This is a genomic window from Azospirillum sp. P4_B5 (assembly GCF_056402275.1).
Genome location: NZ_JBFUHT010000005.1, coordinates 188,612 through 208,694, shown reverse-complemented (window position 1 = coordinate 208,694; position 20,083 = coordinate 188,612). Strand labels below are relative to the sequence as shown.

Genomic DNA, 20,083 nt, shown 5'->3' with positions numbered 1-20,083 from the left:
CCGCACCAAGCCGCTCTGGCGGTGAAGCCAAGGGTGCGGAACTCCCTGCGCAGCCGCGTGGTGTTGTGGCACTCCTTGTTTCAGCGCCGACGCGAAATCGTCAGTGAATGGATTGAGCAGGCTGCCCGTGGCCGGCCAGTGTCAGGGGGACAGAGTTTGCCGGGTGCGCAACCACACCTACACTGTCTTGCGGTCCAGCCCAAGCGTCTCGGCGAAGTGCGTCTGCGACCAGCCGCGGGCGTCCAGCGCAGCAACTTCCTCGTTGCGTGCCTAGCGGAAGATTTAAGGCGCGGCGCACCTCCGGTCACGGCGGGTCGGTGGGTGGACCTCCCGTTCTCTGTATTGACGATCGGTCCGATTTCTGTTAATCGAGACTGGCTTCAAACAACATTCACATACGCGACTTGTCGTGCTTTTCGCTCCATGGGCTGCATCGCACCCCGTGGCGTGGCCTGTTGTGCACAGCTGCAACAGCCTGGTCCATGAGGTGACGGACTATGGTTGAGGCGCTCTGGCAAGCTATCGCAGCACAGTTGAATAATCAGGTCTTCACTGGAGGCCTCGCGCTTGGTGTCTTCGGTGTTGCTGGGGCAGCAGCCCTGCGGCTGTTGCCTGGAGTCCTGCGCTTCGTCATAGAAACTTGTGTTCTGACCACCGTCACGGTCGACAGCCGGTCGCCACTATTCGGCGCGCTGGTTGCTTGGCTTGCTGCTCATCCCTATACGGCGCGCTGCCGGCGGCTGACGGCGGTTCGGGTGACGCAGGGAGATGCCGACGTTCTGCTGCTGTCACCAGGGCAAGGAACCCATTTTGTCCGCGAGGGGCGGGTGCTGCTTTGGGTCGATCGCGGATTCGGTCATGGCCACACCGGACAACCGTCTGGGATGCGGGAGCCCCTGGAGACGATCACCCTGCGTGCCCTGACCCGAGATCGCAGAGTTCTGGCTAATTTGTTGACCGATGCCGACCGCCGTTTTGGTGGCCGAGATCCTGACCGCATTTCCGTCCACGTGGTCGAGCATTACGGAGACTGGGGCGATTGCGCCAGTATCCGCCGCCGTCCGCTCAGGTCGGTGATTCTGGCCGATGGATTGGCAGAATCGCTGCTGGAGGATGCGCGAACCTTCCTGAAGAGCGAAAGCTGGTACATCGCCCGCGGCATCCCCTGGCGCCGCGGCTACCTGCTCTATGGCCCGCCGGGGACAGGCAAGACCAGCGTCATCAAGGCGCTCGCCAGCGAGCTCAATCTCGACCTCAGCATCGTCAATCTCGCCGCGGAGCGGCTGGACGATCAGCAACTGTGCACGCTCCTCGGCTCGGCACCAGCCCGCAGTGTGCTGCTGTTCGAAGACATAGACGCCGTGTTCCGCGAGCGGGAAGCTGGCACGGCGGGCAAAGGCATCACCTTCTCGGGTCTGCTGAACGCCATTGACGGAGTCATGTCGCAGGAGGGGCATATGCTCTTCATGACCACCAACCACATTGAGCGCCTCGATCCGGCCCTGATCCGGCCTGGGCGCATCGACTGGCAGCGAGAAATTGGTCTGGCGAGTGGTGCCCAAATCGCGCGGATGTTCCACGCTTTCTATCCGGAACGAGGGGAATTGGCGGAGGCCTTTGTGGCTGCGCTGGGTGGGCGAGTTCTGGCGCCGGCCGCCTTGCAGGGGCATTTCCTTCAGCACCGCAACGATCCCGAGGCTGCGGTGCAGGCCGCCGGAACGCTCGGCACTCACTTCCGGCAGCCTTCGGCGAACGGGGAACTCGCATGACGCCAGAACCTCACGTCACGTGCGGATTTCCGCAAGGCTACCCGTCCTTTTGACAGGGAGCCGTGTGAGTAGAGAGACTTGCCCCGTGCAAGCGAAATCTCGGTGGCGCGGTAACGGGGCATGTAGCGGCGGCGCGCCGTAAAGCGATGACCAGCAACTTTTCCCTAATAGGTTTTCACTGCTTGGTGGTCAGTCGACCCGAACCGATTCTGTCTCACCTATAAGCCGCAAGTTAGGGGATTGTCTCGTGAAAGAGTAAAAACGGTTCTCACTTATAGCCAGCTAGAAAGGGCAATGTACCCACCGCACTCTCATTTACGTTCAATCCCGACAGCCGGTCCATAGACCAGGTCGGCTCAGCCGATTTCCATCGGACGCCACCCACGCCATTCCCGCTGCGCCGCCCTTTCTTTGCGGAAGGCCGAGGCGGGTGTCGCGTGGACTATTCCCGTTTCTTCGTCCGTTGCCGTGAGGCAAGAATTTCATCGACGGTCACCGGGCGGAAATCCCACACATCCACACCGACGTCGAACTGCCGGGGCATGCCCTTCAACTGACCGTGGCTGTGGCCGTGCAGGTTCAAAGCGCCCTTGTACATGCCGTTCCAGGTGCGGAAGGCGTAGTGGCACAGCACCAGCCGCCGCTCGCCCAGCAGGAGTTCCGCATAGGGCTGGACGCTCGCCCAGCCGGGTAGGGCCAGGGTGGTGGGGCCGTCGTTGTTGCCGGTGATCAGGTGCTTGGCGCCGTACAGCCGCTCCAGGAGCGCCGCCATGGCGTCCGGCTTGCGGTGCAGAGCGAAATCGCCGAGGTGCCACACCTCGTCGTCCGGGCCGACCGTGGCGTTCCAGTTGGCCGCCATGGCCTCGTCCATCTCCGCGACCGACGCGAAGGGGCGGCGGAAGGAGGGTTCCCCGCGCCGCCGCTGCGGCCGTCCCTCAATCGTGCTTGTGCCCATCCGCCGACGGATCGAGCAGGCGGTGCAGGTGCACGATGAAGTAGCGGGTGTGGGCATCGTCGATGGTCATCCCGGTGGCGCCGCGCCACGCCTTGTACGCCTCGTCGTAGTTGGGGAAGATGCCCACGATGTGGACCTTCGTCGGATCGACGAACTGGTCGGAATCGGGACGGACGAGTTCGCCGCCGAAGACGAGGTGGAGAAGCTGCTTGTCGGGCATGACGCGGGCATCCTTGATTGGACGGGGGTGGAACGGGGTTGGGCCGGATTTTTGAGTACGTCATATCCGTCGGCCACCCGCTTCTTCAAGTGCAATGACAGTGCTGCGCCGCCGCCTACCCTCTCGATTGTCGCTTTTTTTTCGAAAACTGGGCAAAAGGCGCCGCCTTGGGGCATAGTCTAAGGAAGAACAGACGAAGCGAGGGGTGATTCATGGTTGTTGGTAATACCACAAATCGCACGAAGGCCCGGCGCGACGTGGCCGTCTGGGACTTGCCGACGCGCCTGTTTCACTGGAGCCTGGTCCTTTTGGTGACGGTCGCGGTCGTCTCCGCCAAGACCGACCGCATGACCGTCCATATGCTGGCGGGGGAAGCGATTCTCGCGCTCCTGCTGTTCCGGCTCGTCTGGGGGCTGATCGGCAGCCAGACGGCGCGCTTCAGCCACTTCGTGAAGGGGCCGCGCGCGGTTCTCGCCTACGCCTGCGGGATGCTCCGCGCCGGGCGCGGCGGCAAGGAACCCGCGCCGGTCGTCGGGCACAACCCGATGGGTGGGCTGATGGTGCTGGCTCTGCTGGGGGCTCTGACGCTCCAGGCGGTGGCCGGCCTCTTCACCTCCGACGACATCCTGGTGGACGGGCCGCTGGTGGCGCAGGCATCGGGGGCCGTGGTGGCGGGTTTCAGCACGCTGCACCGCATCCTGGCCGACGGAATCCTGATCCTGATCGGCGTGCATGTGCTGGCCGTGCTGGCCTATCTGCTGGTCAAGCGGGACAATCTGATCCGCCCGATGATCACGGGGCGGAAGGCGATCGCGGCTGACGCGCCGGTCGAATCGCCGAAGCGCCGCCCGGCGGCCTTGGCCCTGGCGGTGCTGGCCGCGGCGGCGGGGCTGGTGGCGGCGGTGGTGCAGGCGGGCTAAGGCGCCGCAAGGGTCCTTCCCCGCAACCGGCGGGGAAGGACGTGTTTGCGGAGCGGCCGGGTCAGTCGGCGCGGTAGCTCTCGTGGCAGGACTTGCAGGTGCCGCCCACGGCGGCGAACTGCTTGGCGGTGGCGGCCTTGTCACCGGACGCGGCAGCGGCCTCCAGCCCCTTGGCGGCGGTCTCGAAAGCCTGGGCCTTGGCGGCGAAATCGGCGTTGTTCGCCCAGATGTCGGCCTTGGCCTTGGTGTCGCCCTTGTCGCTGCCCGCCGGGAACAGGGTGGGGATCTGGGCGCCGAAGGCGCTCATGCGCTGGGCGACCGGGCCGACCTGGGCGACCTTGTCGTTGCCCAGAAGGTCCTTGATCTCGGCCATCGCCTTCTTGTTGGCCTCGAACCCGTCCTTGCGCGTCTTGATCGGATCCTGAGCCATCGCCGTGCCGCCGACGCCGACACCGACGAGGAGCAGGGCGGCCATGGCGGCCAGCGTGACGCGGGTGAGCATGCAGATCCTCCGGATGATGGGATTGATTAGAAAGAGGTAAGATACCCCGTCCGCGGCGCGGGCTGTCAAGCCGGGCCTGTGCGGTGCAGCAACCGGCTTTGGAGACGAGGGGCGCGTCCGCCGGCCGGGAAACCGTCCCGCTCGGGGAGTGATCGGCTTGCAAGAGCAATAAGGCGGAAGTAAGGTCCCGCGTCGCGTTCGCGCGGTCATACCAAGTTCTCACCCGAACCTTCCGCCACCTTCGTCATAGGGGCCAGTACGCCATGTCGATCATCGCGTCCCGTCTGTCGCGCATCAAGCCCTCGCCGACCATCGCCGTCACCCAGAAAGCCCGCGAGCTTGCGGCGGCCGGTCGCGACGTCATCGGCCTCGGCGCCGGCGAGCCGGACTTCGACACCCCCGACAACATCAAGGATGCCGCCATCAAGGCCATCCAGGCCGGCGACACCAAGTACACCGCCGTGGACGGCACGCCCGCGCTGAAGAAGGCCATCTGCGCCAAGTTCGAGCGCGAGAACGGCCTGACCTACGCGCCCGACCAGATCACGGTCGGCGTCGGCGGCAAGCAGGTGCTGTACAACGCCCTGATGGCGACGCTGAACCCCGGCGACGAGGTCGTCATCCCGGCCCCCTATTGGGTGTCCTACCCGGACATGGTGGAGCTGGCGGAAGGCACGCCGGTCTTTGTCTCCTGCCCGGCCGAGCAGGGTTTCAAGCTGCAGCCCGCCGACCTGGAGAAGGCGATCACGCCGAAGACCAAGTGGCTGATCCTGAACTCCCCGTCCAACCCGTCGGGTGCCGCCTACACGCGCGACGAGATGAAGGCCCTGACCGACGTGCTGGTGAAGCACCCGCAGGTCTGGGTGATGACCGACGACATGTATGAGCACCTGCTCTACGACGGCATCGAGTTCGTGACCCCGGCCCAGGTCGAGCCGGCGCTGTACGACCGCACGCTGACCGTCAACGGCGTGTCGAAGTCCTACGCCATGACCGGCTGGCGCATCGGCTACGCCGGCGGCCCGAAGGCGCTGATCAAGGCGATGGGCGTGATCCAGAGCCAGTCGACCTCCAACCCGACCTCCATCGCCCAGGCCGCCGCCGTCGAGGCGCTGAACGGTCCGCAGGACTTCATCGCGGAGCGCGCGGCGGTGTTCGCCCAGCGCCGCGATCTGGTGGTGTCGATGCTGAACCAGGCCAAGGGCATCTCCTGCCCGAAGCCGGAAGGCGCCTTCTACGTCTACCCGTCCTGTGCCGGCACCATCGGCAAGACGACGCCGGACGGCAAGGTGATCGAGACCGACGAGGATTTCGTCACCTATCTGCTGGAGTCGGAAGGCGTGGCGGTCGTCCAGGGTTCGGCCTTCGGCCTCGCCCCGCACTTCCGCATTTCCTACGCGACCAGCACCGAGGCCCTGGAAGAGGCCTGCAAGCGCATCCAGCGCGCCTGCGGCAATTTGAAGGACTGATTTCCGGCGGTTGCGACCGGCGGAAAAGGAAGAGGGGGCCGCAAGGCCCCCTCTTTTCGTTTGTGCACCGTCGTTTTACGCGCCGCGGTCGACTCCCGCGGCCTGCAGGGCCGGCGCGGCGTCCTTGGCCGACACCAGCCGCAGGACCAGGGCGCCCGCCGTCGCGGACAGGATCGACCCGGCGAAGACGCCCACCTTCACCGCGTCGCCCAGTTCCGGCGAGGTCGGGAAGGCCAGCGCGCCGATGAACAGGCTCATGGTGAAGCCGATGCCGCACAGCAGGGCGACGCCGTAGAGCTGGGCGGTGGTGGCGCCGGCCGGCATGCCGGCGAAGCCGAGACGGATGGTCAGCCAGGCGGTGCCGAACACCCCGACCATCTTGCCAAGGAACAGACCGAGCGCGATGCCCAGCGGCAGCGAGCCGGTGAGAATCGAGGGACTCATGCCGGCGAAGGACACGCCCGCGTTGGCGAAGCCGAAGACCGGGACGATCAGGAAGGCGACCCAGGGGTGGATGCCATGCTCCAGCCGGAGCAGCGGCGCGTGTGGGTCCGCCGCCGCGCCGGAAGCGGGACGCAGCGGGATGGTCAGGGCCAGCGTCACGCCGGCCAGCGTCGCGTGCACGCCGGACAGCAGAACCGCGCCCCACAGGCCCGCACCCAGAACCAGATAGGGCAGGAGGCTGCGCACGCCGAACCGGTTCAGGCCGATGAGCGCCGCCAGGAGCAGCGCCGCCACGCCGAGCGCCGGCAGGGACAGGTCGGCGGTGTAGAACAGGGCGATGATGATGACCGCGCCCAGGTCGTCGATGATCGCCAGGGCGGTCAGGAAGATCTTGAGCGAGACCGGAACGCGCGGCCCGAGCAGCGACAGCACGCCGAGCGCGAAGGCGATGTCGGTCGCCGCCGGGATCGCCCAGCCGTTGACCGTGGCCGGGTTGCCGGCGTTGAAGGCGAGATAGACCGCCGCCGGCACCAGCATGCCGCCCGCCGCCGCGACCCCCGGCAGGATGCGGCACGACCAGTTGGACAGCTGGCCGTCCAGCATCTCCCGCTTGATCTCCAGCCCGACCAGCAGGAAGAAGACCGCCATCAGGCCGTCGTTGATCCAATGGCCGATGCTGAGCCCGAGGACGTAGGTGTGCAGCGTGTCGAAATAGGCGGTGGACAGGGGGGAGTTCGCCACCACCAGAGCCAGCGCCGCGGCGACCATCAGCAGGATGCCGCCCGAGGCCTCGTTGCTCATGAACTCCCTGATGAAGGCTGCCGGGCGCCGGCCGGCGGGTTGCCTGTGAGCATCCATGGCGCTTGTTTCCTTTCCTGGTTCGTCGGTCCTGATCGGCCGGAAGAACGGAGTTGTCGTGGAGTTCGTGAAGAAGCAATTTGTGAAAAGAATGTGGCGTCATGGCGGCTTCGCCATGACGCCATCGCAGGTTTCTTATCAGCTGCGCATCATTTTCAGTCGCGCATCATCACATGAAGAATTTTGTGATGAGGACGTAGAGCGTCAAGCCGACCAGGCTGATGGTTCCGGCCCAGGCCCAGGCGAACTGGAACTTGCTCGGCAGCAGATCGCGCTCGAAATCGCTGGTGAAGTTGTCCTTGACCGCCTTGATGGTCAGCCAGAACAGGACCGGTGAGAAGACCAAGGCCATGACGGAAGCGAGCTGGACCACGAAGATCGGCTCGGGCAGACCGTAGACCACCGCGATGCCGGCGACCAGCCACGTCACCTGCATGCCGCGGTACAGCAGCTTGCGGATCGCGGCGGTGTCCCACTCGCGCTTCAGACGGACCACGCATTCCTCGAACAGGCGGGCCTGACCGTCGAAGTAGGTGAAGACGGTGGAGAACAGCGCGGCCACGCCGCCGGCGATGATGACCGGGAAAATCCAGGCGCCGAAGGTGTCGGTGTAGATGCTCGCGATGGTCGTGCCCATCTCCGAGCCCTTGGGCACCAAGCCTTGCGGGTGCAGCACCACGGCGCCGACGATCAGGAAGATCATTCCCGACAGCATCGAGATGATGTAGCTGATGTTCATGTCGCGCTTGAACAGGATCAGGCTGTTCTTCATGTAGTTGGGGTCCATGTGCACGGTGTGCCCCTGGGCCCGCATCTCGTTGACCTTGACCATGCCGGCCTTCTTGTCGACAGCCCAGTTCGACTGCATGGGTGCCACTTCAAGCGTGGTCGGGAAATAGCCGAACATGGCGCCGAACAGCATCATCGACCCGATCGGCGGCAAGGTCGGCAGCAGACGCGACAGATACTCGCCCGGCGGCGGGGCCTGGAGCGCGAAGGCCACGAAGCAGGACACGGCGAAGACGATGATGAGGATCTTGCAGATGCCCTCGACCGCCTTGTAGCTGCCCATCCACAGGATGCCGACGGTCAGGAGCAGGATGGCGACCGCCCAGAGCTGCATCGACATGAAGGGGAAGGCCGCCCACATCAGAGCCGCACAGCCGAGCGCGCGGCCGGCGATGCCCACGGTGTTGGCGAAGCCCTGGAAGATCATGAACCACAGCGGCCAGGTGCCGACGCGGTGGTACGCGTTGATGATGGATTCGCCCTTCACCATCGTGTAGCGGTGGGCGAATTCGAAGGCGCAGTATTTGATGATGTAGGCGGCCAGGATCACCCACAGCAGATCGTAGCCGTAGAGCGCGCCGGCGGTCGGCGCGTGCATGATGTGGCTGGCGCCGATGCCGGTCATCGCCGCCGCGATGCCGGGCCCCATGGCCTTCCAGGTGTCCATGAAGCCGGTGCCGGGGGCTTCCAACCGGATGACCTTCTTGGCGCTTCCGTCCGCGGTGGTGCCGCCGTAGAGGCCATCGGCGTCGATGGCCGCGCTGTTCGTCGAGCTGACGCTCATTCCCGTTCCTCCCTAGGATTGGCCTGTCGATTGGCATCGGGCCGTTCGAGGATTGATCGGCCCGGTTCCGTCCGGCTCCTTTCCTGATCCGTGCTCTCTTGCAGGGGCTGGTTTCCCGCATGCCATAGTTTGGTATGCCAAATATCAGCGGGGCGTAGGAAAAAAAATCTGGTTGGGATGAGCGTTTTTCAGACTCAGAAAAAAAGCAGAAACTCGGGACTAAAACCGCTATTGCCCATATTGGCTATGATCAGTGCGCGAATCATGAAAATAAATTCATGATCGAATCGACCGGTTGCGCAGGGTAAGTGATGCATCCATATGCCGGTGGACTCAGCGAGCTTGGGCCGCACGCTGCGTCGCCTCCCCAAAGGCTGTCCCTGTTGATTCAGGGGCAGCCTTTTCTCGTTCAGGTATTATGGGGCGGTTAAAAATATTCATATTGTGCGGGATGAAAATTGAAGGAGGAATTTGCCGAAAGCAACGGCGACAGAGGTGTCGGAGACGCATCAGCTAGGCTTTTAATCCATGAAACGTAAGAATTTTAAAGCAGCGCTGCTCAGCGGGACAAAACCGCGCCGATTCTTGTGGTTTGCCGCCCTGTGAAAAAAGCGGGGGTCCTGGGGAACTGAAAGCATCTATGCTGAAGGGTAAGGCGAGCGGGAAGCCGTGCAACGCGCGCCGGCCAATCTGTTGTCGGGGCGTTGCCTCAGAGGATTGCGCTGCCCAAAGCCGGCGCGCCGAACCGTATGTGCGGGAGCTTCCATGGTCCTGGAACCGATCACACTCGCTGTGGCGCTGTGCCTCGCCACTTTCGCCGCGACCGCTGTCGCATCTCTGTTGACCGCGGTGTGGGAAAGCCACCGGGACCCAAGCGCCCTTCTCGTTCCCGTGCGACCCTGGGGGCGTCCGGCGAACATGAACCGGCCCCCGCGCGGGACCCGCCGTCACCTGTGGATCGCAGCGGATACGTCGGACTGATCCCGTCGATCGGCGTGGCGATGCCGAAAATCAAAAAACGCTCTGATTTAGACGACGCTTGAATCAGAAAGGGCCGCGACTGGATCGCGGCCCCTTCGTCGTCCGGTGTCGTCCGGCTGTCCGCAAGGCATGCTCACAGGACGCCGTACAGACGGGACTTCTCGCACCAGGCTTCCATGAAGGACTTGAACGCCTGAAGGAAAGTCGAACCCTTCGTGCCGTTCTGGTTGGCGTGAAGATGGGTTACGGTCGCGTAGGTCATGATCATCTCCGTCGTTCGATGAAGACAATGTAGCCTGGTATACCTAATACCAGAAGCGCAATCGATGCATCGCTTGCTTGCCCTCATCACATGGCGGGTTATGAAAGACTTACTTATTGTCTGTGACGCTGATTTATTGTTGGGCTGATTTTCCCCCCCCCCATCGCCTGCGTGCAAGCGACCCATTCCCGACGTCCGGCCATGAAAAAGGGGCCGGAGGACGCTCCCCCGGCCCCATGCACCGTCCCATCCGCCGCTTATTGCGCGGCCAGCGTCTCCTTGCGGATCTCCACCGCCTTGTCGGCGGCCTTGCCGGTCAACTCCTGCAGGCGTTCAAAGCTCCAGGTGAAGGTGCCGACGCCGAGCGACAGCGAGCGCAGCTCGACGATCAGGTCGTGCATCTCGGCCTGCGGCAGATAGGCTTTCACCTCGTCCCAGCCCTGCCAGCCGGGGCGCGCGTCGTAGCCGAGGATCTGCCCGCGCCGTCCGCTGACCAGCCGCTGCACCTTCGAGGTGAAGTCGCTGGGCACGGCGATGGAGACGGTCAGGATCGGCTCCAGAAGCACCGGCTCGCAGGCGGGAAGCGCCTCGGTCATCGCCTGACGCGCCACCGTCTTGAAGGCCATCTCGGAGCTGTCCACGGCGTGGAACTGCCCGCCGGTCAGCCGCACCGCGAAATCCACCACGGGGAAGCCCAGCGGCCCGCGCACCGCGTAGTCGCGCACGCCGTTCTCCACCGCCGGGATGAACTGGCGCGGCACGACGCCGCCGACGATGCCATCCTCGAACTGGAAGCCGGTGCCGCGGGGCAGCGGCTTGACCTCCACATGGATGTCGGCGAACTGGCCGTGGCCGCCGGTCTGCCGCTTGTAGCGGGCGTGGTGGGCGGTGCCCTTGCGGATCGACTCGCGGTAGGGCACCTGCGGCGGCACGCCCTTGACCGAGACGTTGAACTTGTTGCGCAGCCGGTCCATGGCGATCTGGAGATGGATGTCGCCCTGGCCCCACAGCACCAGCTCGCCGGTGTCGGTGGACTGGTCCAGACGCAGGGACGGGTCCTCCTCGACCAGCTTCTGAATGGCGGCGGTCAGCTTCACCTCGTCGTTGCGGTTCTGGGCGTGCAGGGCGAGGCCGAAGACCGGCGGCGGCAGCTCCGGCCACAGCGCCGAGCGGCCGGCGTTGCCCTTGTCGGTCAGCAGGTCGCCGGTCGCCGCCTTGTCGAGCCGGCCGAGCGCCACCACCTCGCCAGCCGCCGCCTGGGACAGCTTCTCCTGATTGTGGCCCATCATGCGGAAGACGCCGGACACCCGCTCCCCGCCGAGCGTCATGCCGTCGTTGACCGTGCCCCGCCAGACCCGGGCGAGGCTGATCTTGCCGGCGTGGGAGCCGTTCAGCGTCTTGAAGACCTGGGCGGCCACCGTGGCGTCCGCCGGGATGCCGGCGCGCTCCGCCGAGGTGGCGACGTCCGGCCCCTCGTGGCGCAGCGCCTTCAGCAGGCGGCGGATGCCGTTGTCGTTTTCCGCCGAGCCGAAGAAGACCGGGACGATCAGGTCGCCGGCCAGCTCGCTGGCCAGCCGGTCGTAGACCTCCTGCGTGTCGGGGGCGACGTCCTCCAGCAGCTTTTCCAGAAGCGCGTCGTCATAGTCGGCCACCGCCTCCAGCATCTCCTGCCGGGCCTCGTGCTCGCGGTCCTTCAGGCTGTCGGGGATCTGGACGAGGTTGGACGGCTTGTGCGGGTTGAAGTGCCAGGCGCGCTCGCTGACCAGATCGACGAAGCCGGTGATCTTCCCGTCCTCGCGGATCGGCACCTCGCGCAGCACCAGCTTGCGCGCCGACACCGCCTGATAGGCCTGCACCACGTCGCGCACCCTGAGGTCGCCCAGGCTGTCGACCTTGTTGATGAACAGCAGGTGGGGGATGCGGTTGTCGTCGAGGAACTTGAACAGGGGGGCGAGCAGCACGGCCTTTTCCGGCGCCGCCTCGGCCACGATCACCGCGACGTCCGCCACCATCAGAGCGCTCTGCGTCTCGCAGGCCAGCTCCACCGAGCCGGGGCAGTCGAGCACACTCCAGCGCTCGCCCATGAATTCGAAGGAGGCGACGTTGACCTCGACGCTCATCTGCCGGGCCTTGGCCTCGGGGGAGCTGTCGCCGACCGCGTTGCCGTCGCGGACGCTGCCCTTGCGCGTGGTCGCCCCGGCGGCGGACAACAGGCTTTCCAGAAGCGATGTCTTGCCGCTGAGATAGGGGCCGACCAGCGCAGCGCAGCGGGCCGTCTGGATCTGAGTATGGGGCATGCACACCTCCCGTATGGCGTCTTCCCGTGTGGGCATCGGCCGGAACGCCGGGTGGCCTGGGTGGGCCGGGTGGGACGCTGTGGCCGGAAGCACCGGCGGCGCGCATGGCCCTGACAGGGTGCCGGACTGGTCCGGTGCTTTGAAAACAGTGCCTTTTCAACGCTATGGTCCACCCGTGGCGGGGGACGTGTCGATGGAAAAAAGGGGCGGCATGACGTCACGCCGCCCCTGGTGGGGTGTCCTTGCCTAGGGCGGTCCGTCGGCGTAGGGCGCCAGGGCCGCCGCGACCACCCGGTGGACGGGAGTCGGCACCCCTAGCTCCGAGCCGAGCTGCACCACCGCCCCGGACAGCCAGGGCAGCTCCAGCCGCCCGCCCCGCGTCAGGTCGTTCAGCATGGAGGAGGTCATGGCGGGCGGCACGCCGTCGAGCAGGGCCTCGACGCGGGCGACGATGCCGGTGCCCAGATCGACGTCGCGGGCGCGGGCCAGCCGGGCGACCTCCGCCACCGCGTCGAGGAACAGGGCGCGGCTCTCCGGAACGCGGCGGATCACCCCGGCGGGCTGGCGAGTCAGGGCGGTGACGCCGCTGAAGGGCGCCAGGAAGGCGAACTTCTCCCACTGCGCGCGCAGGATCGCCGCGGACAGCACCGCCTCGAACCCGGCCGCCTCGGCCAGCGCGTGGAAGGCGGTCAGCCGGGGGGAGGGGCGCCCGTCCAGCTCGCCATAGGTCAGGCGGGCCAGCGTTCCGGTGTGGCGGATCATGCCGGGGGCGGCGATGGTGGCGCCGATGTGGGCGACGCCGCCCGCCACATGCTCCCGCCCCAGGATCTGGCACAGCGTGTCCAGGCCGGTGACGCCGTTCTGCACGGTGACCACCACGGTGCCCGGCTTGACCAGCGGGCGGCAGGCCTCGGCGGCGCGGTCGGTGTCCCACAGCTTGACCGCGAACAGCACGAGGTCCACCGGCCCGATCTCCGCCGGATCGTCGGTCGCACGGATGTCGGTCAGGTGCAGGGGGGCGGCCTCGCTCTCGATGCGCAGGCCGTCGCGGCGGATGGCCTCCAGATGCGGGCCGCGGGCGATGAAATGCACCTCGGCTCCGTGGGTCGCCGCGAGGCGCGCGCCGAAATAGCCGCCGACCGCGCCCGCCCCCATGATTGCGATGCGCATGCGATGCTCCTCCCAAATGCGGTCCGGGCCGGCGCGCTCCGTTGGATGGGGCCGATCGATCGGCGAAGGCCGGGCGGGCCTTTGGTGCCGGACGCTCGGGACAGTGTGGCCCGCGCGGAACTTTGCGGCAATAGGCCGCAGGATTGCGGATTGCGGGAGGCCGACTTTCTTTCGACAGTGGGCGAACCGATCGGCGCCCATTTTCCGAATCATGTTCCCGCATTGGCCGGTCCGGGGGATTTGCCATGAGCGCCTTCGTCCGAGTGCCGCCGCTCCGCGCCTTATGGGCCTTGCTGACCGTCCTCTCGGTGGTGTCGGCCCACCCCGTGGGAGGCCTCGCCCAGCCCGGCGATCCGGATCGGGAACAGGTCCGCGCCATTGCGCTGAAGGCCGCGGACCTGATCGCCACGCGGGGCCTGGAGGCGGCGGCGGCGGTGTTCAACAGCGACGGGGAGTTCAAGCACGGGGCGCTCTACGTCACGGTCATCGACTTCGCCGGGGTGTGGAAGGTCTATCCGCCGCGGCCCGCCGGAGTCGGGATGAGCGTCATCAACGTGAAGGACCCGGACGGGCGCGACATCGTCCGCGATATCCTGTCGGTGGCGCGGGACGGGGGCGAAGGCTGGGTGGACTACCGCTGGCTGAACCCGGCCAGCGACCGGATCGAGCCGAAAACCACCTTCGTGAAGCGGGTGCCGGGTCAGGATCTGGTCGCCTATGTCGGCCTGTATCATTGACGCCGCACGGCCGCGTGTTCGCGGAGCTTGATACGGCTGCTGTTGCGGCGCACATCTTGACCCGCATCGGGTGCGCCCAAGCTTGTCGGGGTGACCTTCACGGCATGCCGGGGCATGCGGGTTGCGCAGGGCTGCTTTTTAGAAACTTTCTAAAGTAGGGTCTTTACCCGGGGCGCAGCGGGGCGTAGCCTCGATTGCAGCCAAGAATGGAAGACAACCCCTCGGAGGATTGAGAAACCATGCAGATCGACATCGGGATCGCGGAAGCCGACCGCAAGGCCATCGCCGAAGGCCTGAACAACGTGCTCGCCGACACCTTCGCCCTGTACCTGAAGACGCATTCCTTCCACTGGAACGTCACGGGGCCGATGTTCAACACGCTCCACACCATGTTCATGACCCAGTACACGGAGCTTTGGACCGCCCTGGACGAGGTGGCGGAGCGCATCCGCGCGCTCGGCTATCCGGCGCCGGGCAGCTTCTCGCAGTTCACCAAGCTCGCCTCGATCAAGGAGGAGCAGGGCGTTCCGAACGCCCAGGAGATGCTGCGCCAGCTCGTCGAGGGGCATGAGGCTGTCGCCCGCACCGCCCGGAAGGTCTTCCCGACCGCCGAGGAGGCCAACGACCAGCCGACCGCCGACCTGCTGACCCAGCGCCTGCAGATCCATGAGAAGACCGCCTGGATGCTGCGCTCCATGCTGGAGTAGTCGACGCTGAACAGCGGTTTGCGATTCGACTTTGTGATTCGGCGGGGCGCCGTCCTTCGGGGCGGCGCCCCGTCCTTTTGGGGCGTGAGGAAACAACCGGGTGGGGCCGCGCGTTCTTCTGGGATGTCCGATGGACGCGGGAGAGGGCGCCATGGCCTCCTACAATTACGACCGAGCGCGGGGAGCGGACCGAGCGGCGACGGGCGCGCAGGACGCGCTGCTGCTGGCTGCAAGGCTGCTGATCGGAGCGATCTTCGTGGAGAGCGGCTTCGGCAAGCTGATGAATCTCGGCGGCTTCGCTGAAAGTCTGGCGGGGCAGGGGCTGCCCATGCCCATGCTGCTGGCCGCGCTGGGCGGTGCGGTGGAGTGCTTCGGCGGGCTGGCCGTGGTGCTGGGGGCCTGGACGCGGCTGGCCGCGGCGGCGGTGATTCTCTTCACCATCATGGCGACGCTGATCGCCCACCGCTACTGGACCTACCCGCCGGAGGCGCAGGGGATGCAGCGCATCCAGTTCATGAAGAACCTCGCCATCATCGGCGGCTTCCTGGCGCTGATCGCCGCCGGGGCCGGGCGGTTCAGCATCGATGGGATGATGAACCGGCGGTAGGAGGGGACCGGCCGCCCGGCCCCCGCCAACAGTTTACCAGTTGCCCGCCGGGCTCGGCTCGCCCTCGTGGTGGGCCAGCCAGCGCTCGGCCTCCAGGGCGGCCATGCAGCCCATGCCGGCGGCGGTGACGGCCTGCCGGTAGATCTTGTCCTTCACGTCGCCCGCGGCGAAGACGCCAGGCACGTTGGTGGCCGTCGAGTCGGGGGCGGTGACGATGTAGCCCTCGGAGTCGGTCTCCACCTTGCCCTGGAAGACGGCGGTGGCCGGGACATGCCCGATGGCGACGAAGACGCCGGCCACCGGGATCACCCGCTCCTCGCCCGACTTCACGTTCTTCACGCGCACGCCGGTGACGCCGCGCGGGTTGCCCAGCGAGCCGTCGCCCTCGCCGACGATCTCCTCGACGACGCTGTCCCAGACGACCTCGATCTTGGGGTTGCGGAACAGCCGGTCCTGCATGATCCGCTCGGCGCGGAAGCTGTCGCGGCGGTGGATGACCGTCACCTTGGAGGCGTGGTTGGTGAGGTACAGCGCCTCCTCCACCGCGGAGTTGCCGCCGCCGATCACCGCGATCTCCTTGCCGCGGAAGAAGAAGCCGTCGCAGGTGGCGCAGGCCGACACGCCGAAGCCGCGGTAGATCTCCTCGCTGGAGATGCCCAGCCAGCGGGCCTGCGCGCCGGTCGCGATGATGACGCTGTCGGCGGTGTAGGTGTCGCCCGAGTCGCCCTTGCAGACGAAGGGGCGCTGGCTGAAGTCGACGTCGGTGATCAGGTCGAAGACCATCTTGGTCCCGACATGCTCCGCCTGCTTCTGCATCTGCTCCATCAGCCACGGCCCCTGGATGGGGTCGGCGAAGCCGGGATAGTTCTCGACGTCGGTGGTGATCATGAGCTGGCCGCCCGGCTGCATGCCCTGCACCATCAGCGGCTGCAGATTGGCGCGCGCCGCGTAGATGGCCGCGGTGTAGCCGGCAGGACCGGCGCCGATGATGAGAACCTTGGTGTGGTGGGTGCTGGGCATCGCTCTGTCCGTCACGATCTGGTCTGACGCGGACCATAGGGCCGCGCCGAACATATGGGCCAGTTCCGACGCGCTGTCATCGGAAAGCCTGCCATGCCGGCCCATCATGGGCGACGATGTTTCATCCCGGCCGCCTGAGAAATTCCCATCAGGTGCGCGCCGGCGCGGCCCCCGTCCGGTTCTTCAGCCAAGCGCCGACGCGGTGGCGCCACTGCTCGTGCCAGATGTAGACGCTGTTCCGGACCCAGTTCATCTGCACGGCGCGGCGCCGGCCTTCGAAGGAATGGTGCCCGTGCCAGGAGGTGTCGGAGCGGCGGAAGCACAGCAGCGTGCCTTCGTCCGGCGGCACCTCGGCGGCGTAATCCTCCAGGTTCGGGCTGCGCAGCACGCGCAGGCGCCCGCCCGACGCCTCCCAGGGCGGGTTCATGTAGATCAGGACGGTGACGATCTTGCTGGCCGAATCGGGGTGGATCTTGCCGTCGGTCGCCCGGCACATGCCGCGGGCGGTGAACATGGTCGGGTAGCGCGACAGGTCCAGCCCGAACTTCTCCGAAAAGGCCCGGCAGACCGCCTCGCCGCGCAGTTCCCCGATCAGGGCGTCGAAGGCCGGCCCCTGAGGGAAGACGCCCAGGGGAATCGAGCCGGGCTTGTCCACCTTGGGGTAGTCGCGGTGCAGGGCCTCCAGATGCTCCCGCTTCACGAAGCCGGGGACGCAGAGGAAGTCGAACGGCTCGTGCCGCAGCGGGGTGGCGCGGAAGCGGTCCAGATCCAGCATGGAGGAGGGCGCGGACATGGGGCGGTCTCCAGACGGCAACGCGGACGGCGGCCACTCAGGCCACGGCAATTCAGGCGACAGGCATGTCGGGGAAGGCCAACTCGTGGCGGGCGCGCCATTCCGGGCCGACGTAGTTCACGATGATCGACTTGCGCACGTCGTGGATCGGGCGCGGGGCGAAGCCATGCCACGTGTTCGTTCCGGGGACGAAGACCAATCCCCCGTTGAAGGCGTAGGACGCGCGGGTGACGACGGTGCGGGTGGCGTCCAGCATGTCGGTGCCCCAGTCGGCGCAGTCCGGCCCCTTGGAGAGATAGATCAGCATCGTGAATTTCTTCACGCCGATGTCCGTATGCGGCTCCAGCCAGAAGCCGTCGGTGTCCTGGCAATACTCGATGCGCAGCGAGGTGCCGGCCAGATCGACGCCGCAGGTCCGCTGGATCGCCTCCGTCACCGTCCGTCGCTGGAAGGCCGTGGCGACCGCGTCGCAGACGGGATGCTCGGCCCGGCTGCGGGCGCAGAAGTAGCTGCGGGTGGCGTTGTTGGTGTCCCGCTTGCCCATGGTGTCGCCGATCGGCGGCGGCGCCCAGGGCAGGGCGGCGACGCCGTCCGCGGCCTCGTCGGGGAGCGCGCGCGACAACAGCCAGTGGCGATAGGGGGCGTCCCTGGTCGGGGCATCGTCCAGGCAGCGGATGAAGGCGTCCTGGACCGCGTCAGGCGAAACCATGAGAAAGGATCCAATGCGTCCCAGCGGTAAAGGCGAATTACCATGGGGTGGCACACGCGCTAAATGAATTAGCGTTCATGAACCGTTTGACAGGACTCTCCCCCGAAAAGCGCAAGCAAACAACGATACGTCGCGGCATTGCGGAGCGTGGCGCGCAGCGGATTTCAGGCGCCGTGCTTGGCGCGGTGGGCGAGAAGGCGATGGCGCAACTCTTCGGCGACTTGCCGGGTGTCGTCCAGCGTTGGGTAGGCCCAGTGCTCCAAGGCGCCGGTGAAGGGCCGGGTGATGCCTTCCCTATAGAGTTCTTCGTGGAAACTGCGGAATTTGGGCGAGCCGCCCTCCAGTTCGATCACATAGACCGGCTTCCCGGTGGAGCAGGCTTCCGAGGTCATGGACACGCTGTCGCAGGTCACCACCACGGCGTCGGCCAAGCCGAGATAGGCGAAATAGGGATTCTCGCCGGTGCCGTCCCACATCTCCGCCGGCAGGCCGTTCAGGCGGGCGCGCAGGATCGCCTCGTTGTCGGCGCCGGTGCGGCGCGACGGGGTGACCATCAGCCCGGCCCCCTTGCTGCGGGCCAGCTCCGACAGTTTCTCCGCGACGTCGCCCATGATGGTCGGGGTCAGGGCGTAGACGCCGTTGGTGCCGCCGATCAGCACGGCGACGCGCGGGTGCGGCAGGTCGGCGAGCCGGGGGGCATGGCGCTCCGCCGCCTCGGCCAGCAGCTTGGGCGTCACGCGGTGCAGGGCGCCGCGGGTGGCCATGACGTTGGGGCCGCGCAGCCGGTCGTGGCGGGGCACCACGACGAGGCCGAAATGGCGGGGGTTGATCTGCGGGTCCTGGATGTAGACGGTGAAGGTCCGCCCGCGCGACTCCTTGCTGGCGGCCAGCAGCGGCGCGATGGCTTGGCGACCCGAGCCGATCATCAGGTCGGGCCAAGGCGCGCGGATGGGGTCGCCCTCCGGCCCGGCGGCGAAGCGGTTGCCCAGCCGCAGGAAGGGGCTGAGCTGACGCCACGGGCTGCGCAGCCGCACGCGCTTCACGACGGGGGTGAGGCCCAGCGCCTCGGCAAGGCCGATGCACTGGTTTTCCATGCCGGGCTTGCCGTCCGACACGACCCAGCAGGTAAGGGAACCGGAAATGGTGGAATGCATCGTCACACGAATGGTTTGGGGGTGCGTCTGGTTGTCGCGCCTGGATGGGCGTCGGGGCTGGATACATCGATAGAAAGTTTTTCCACCGGTGCCGATACGGGTTTCTTGCTTGGCGTGGATGGCTGCGCCGTGTAATATCCTTTCTTCAAATCACCCCCGGAGCGACCGAGCAAACCATGCGGCGGGTCAAACTCGACCGAATTGACCGGCGGATTTTGCGCGACCTGCAAAATGACGGCCGGATGACCAACGTAGAACTCGCGAGGCGTGCCGGCATCTCTGCCCCTCCGTGTTTGCGGCGTGTCCGCGCCTTGGAAGAGGCGGGCTTCATCCGCGGCTATCACGCCGACATCAACCCCGACGCGCTCGGGTTCGGTGTCACCGTGTTCGCCCAGGTCGGCCTGTCCAGCCAAGCTGAAGTGGACCTAAAGAAATTCGAGGAACTCGTCAACTCCTGGCCCATGGTGCGTGAGTGCAACATGCTGGCCGGCGAGTATGATTTCCTGCTGAAGATCGTGGCGGAGGACTGGGACGACTACCAGCGCTTCCTCACCACGAAGCTGACGGCGGCGCCCAACGTGGCGCACGTCAAGTCGGCCCTGTCGATCCGCACGTCGAAGCACACGCCCGGTGTGCCGATCGACGTCGACTCGCCGGACATCCCCGACTCGTTGGAGGATGACGACGAGGAGGACGAGGGCGAATCCTCGACCCGCGTGGCGCGTCGCTGAGGCGGCGCCGCACCGACGGATAGCCTTTCCCCGGACAGCCTTTCCCCGGACAGCCTTTCCCCGGACAGCCGGCACCGCACCCAGCGTATGGGATGTGGTGCCGGCTGTCCGCGTTTCGGGAACACGCCCTTCGCGCAATTTTGTGACGCCGAGCGTTTCCGAAAATGGATTCCTGCCCGTCTTCGCACGTGCGATGCTTTCCGCG

The 20,083-nt window shown here is 66.4% G+C and carries 19 protein-coding genes; 7 read left to right on the top strand and 12 right to left on the bottom strand.

Annotated elements, in window-relative coordinates; translation table 11 throughout:
* Positions 1–497: 497 nt before the first annotated feature.
* Complete coding sequence (locus AC1DVI_RS05855; RefSeq protein WP_476957123.1) at positions 498–1,769, top strand: AAA family ATPase; 1,272 nt, start codon at positions 498–500, stop codon at positions 1,767–1,769.
* A gap of 442 nt (positions 1,770–2,211) precedes the next feature.
* On the opposite strand, the gene AC1DVI_RS05850 is transcribed toward AC1DVI_RS05855, so the two are convergent.
* On the bottom strand, positions 2,212–2,724 hold the full coding sequence (locus AC1DVI_RS05850) for a metallophosphoesterase (RefSeq protein WP_476957122.1): 513 nt from the start codon (positions 2,722–2,724) through the stop codon (positions 2,212–2,214).
* Positions 2,705–2,944 carry a DUF4170 domain-containing protein gene (locus tag AC1DVI_RS05845; RefSeq protein WP_035675610.1) on the bottom strand — a complete coding sequence of 80 codons (240 nt, stop codon included), beginning with the start codon at positions 2,942–2,944 and terminating at the stop codon, positions 2,705–2,707. Before AC1DVI_RS05845 ends, AC1DVI_RS05850 begins: the two co-directional genes overlap by 20 nt.
* 212 nt (positions 2,945–3,156) lie before the next feature.
* Here AC1DVI_RS05845 and AC1DVI_RS05840 point away from each other — a divergent pair, with 212 nt between their 5' ends.
* A complete protein-coding gene (locus AC1DVI_RS05840) occupies positions 3,157–3,864 on the top strand; it encodes a cytochrome b/b6 domain-containing protein (protein WP_476957121.1) in 708 nt (235 codons plus the stop codon).
* A gap of 61 nt (positions 3,865–3,925) precedes the next feature.
* On the opposite strand, the gene AC1DVI_RS05835 is transcribed toward AC1DVI_RS05840, so the two are convergent.
* The gene (locus tag AC1DVI_RS05835; RefSeq protein ID WP_476957120.1) at positions 3,926–4,366 is read right to left on the bottom strand and encodes a c-type cytochrome; all 441 of its coding nucleotides are present in this window, start codon (positions 4,364–4,366) and stop codon (positions 3,926–3,928) included.
* A 263-nt stretch (positions 4,367–4,629) separates the two neighbouring features.
* On the opposite strand from AC1DVI_RS05835, the gene AC1DVI_RS05830 reads away from it, so the two are divergent.
* Complete coding sequence (locus AC1DVI_RS05830) at positions 4,630–5,835, top strand: pyridoxal phosphate-dependent aminotransferase (protein WP_476957119.1); 1,206 nt, start codon at positions 4,630–4,632, stop codon at positions 5,833–5,835.
* Positions 5,836–5,910: 75 nt separating this feature from the next.
* Here AC1DVI_RS05830 and nhaA read toward each other — a convergent pair whose 3' ends face one another.
* The 5 genes from nhaA to AC1DVI_RS05805 form a co-directional block, all read right to left on the bottom strand.
* Positions 5,911–7,137 (bottom strand): Na+/H+ antiporter NhaA, encoded by a 1,227-nt coding sequence (nhaA, locus tag AC1DVI_RS05825; RefSeq protein WP_476957118.1) that lies wholly within the window; start codon positions 7,135–7,137, stop codon positions 5,911–5,913.
* A gap of 169 nt (positions 7,138–7,306) precedes the next feature.
* The gene (locus tag AC1DVI_RS05820; protein ID WP_476957117.1) at positions 7,307–8,710 is read right to left on the bottom strand and encodes an Nramp family divalent metal transporter; all 1,404 of its coding nucleotides are present in this window, start codon (positions 8,708–8,710) and stop codon (positions 7,307–7,309) included.
* A 1,114-nt stretch (positions 8,711–9,824) separates the two neighbouring features.
* Positions 9,825–9,953, bottom strand: coding sequence for a hypothetical protein (locus AC1DVI_RS05815; protein ID WP_257722158.1), 129 nt, complete (start codon positions 9,951–9,953; stop codon positions 9,825–9,827).
* Positions 9,954–10,210: 257 nt separating this feature from the next.
* Complete coding sequence (locus AC1DVI_RS05810) at positions 10,211–12,250, bottom strand: elongation factor G (RefSeq protein ID WP_476957116.1); 2,040 nt, start codon at positions 12,248–12,250, stop codon at positions 10,211–10,213.
* 246 nt (positions 12,251–12,496) lie between these two features.
* Positions 12,497–13,420, bottom strand: coding sequence for a ketopantoate reductase family protein (locus AC1DVI_RS05805; RefSeq protein WP_476957115.1), 924 nt, complete (start codon positions 13,418–13,420; stop codon positions 12,497–12,499).
* A gap of 245 nt (positions 13,421–13,665) precedes the next feature.
* On the opposite strand from AC1DVI_RS05805, the gene AC1DVI_RS05800 reads away from it, so the two are divergent.
* The 3 genes from AC1DVI_RS05800 to AC1DVI_RS05790 all read left to right on the top strand — a co-directional run bounded on the left by AC1DVI_RS05800 (position 13,666) and on the right by AC1DVI_RS05790 (position 15,471).
* Entirely contained in the window at positions 13,666–14,157 is a 492-nt protein-coding gene (locus tag AC1DVI_RS05800) for a cache domain-containing protein (protein ID WP_476957114.1), read from the top strand.
* Between the two features lie 239 nt (positions 14,158–14,396).
* A complete protein-coding gene (locus AC1DVI_RS05795; RefSeq protein ID WP_035675596.1) occupies positions 14,397–14,864 on the top strand; it encodes a Dps family protein in 468 nt (155 codons plus the stop codon).
* A gap of 130 nt (positions 14,865–14,994) precedes the next feature.
* Positions 14,995–15,471 carry a DoxX family protein gene (locus tag AC1DVI_RS05790; RefSeq protein ID WP_476957113.1) on the top strand — a complete coding sequence of 159 codons (477 nt, stop codon included), beginning with the start codon at positions 14,995–14,997 and terminating at the stop codon, positions 15,469–15,471.
* A 33-nt stretch (positions 15,472–15,504) separates the two neighbouring features.
* Here the strand turns inward: AC1DVI_RS05790 and trxB are convergent, their stop codons facing one another.
* From trxB to AC1DVI_RS05770, 4 genes are all read right to left on the bottom strand, one after another.
* The gene (gene trxB / locus AC1DVI_RS05785; protein WP_035675595.1) at positions 15,505–16,491 is read right to left on the bottom strand and encodes a thioredoxin-disulfide reductase; all 987 of its coding nucleotides are present in this window, start codon (positions 16,489–16,491) and stop codon (positions 15,505–15,507) included.
* 148 nt (positions 16,492–16,639) lie between these two features.
* Positions 16,640–17,284 (bottom strand): 2OG-Fe(II) oxygenase, encoded by a 645-nt coding sequence (locus AC1DVI_RS05780; protein WP_476957112.1) that lies wholly within the window; start codon positions 17,282–17,284, stop codon positions 16,640–16,642.
* A 52-nt stretch (positions 17,285–17,336) separates the two neighbouring features.
* Positions 17,337–17,993: a 2OG-Fe(II) oxygenase gene (locus AC1DVI_RS05775; RefSeq protein ID WP_476957111.1), complete on the bottom strand. Its 657-nt coding sequence runs from the start codon at positions 17,991–17,993 to the stop codon at positions 17,337–17,339.
* Between the two features lie 164 nt (positions 17,994–18,157).
* Positions 18,158–19,147, bottom strand: a complete 990-nt coding sequence (locus AC1DVI_RS05770) for a mitochondrial fission ELM1 family protein (protein ID WP_476957161.1) — start codon at positions 19,145–19,147, stop codon at positions 18,158–18,160.
* 176 nt (positions 19,148–19,323) lie between these two features.
* Here AC1DVI_RS05770 and AC1DVI_RS05765 point away from each other — a divergent pair, with 176 nt between their 5' ends.
* The gene (locus AC1DVI_RS05765; RefSeq protein ID WP_035675586.1) at positions 19,324–19,878 is read left to right on the top strand and encodes an Lrp/AsnC family transcriptional regulator; all 555 of its coding nucleotides are present in this window, start codon (positions 19,324–19,326) and stop codon (positions 19,876–19,878) included.
* Positions 19,879–20,083: the final 205 nt, after the last annotated feature.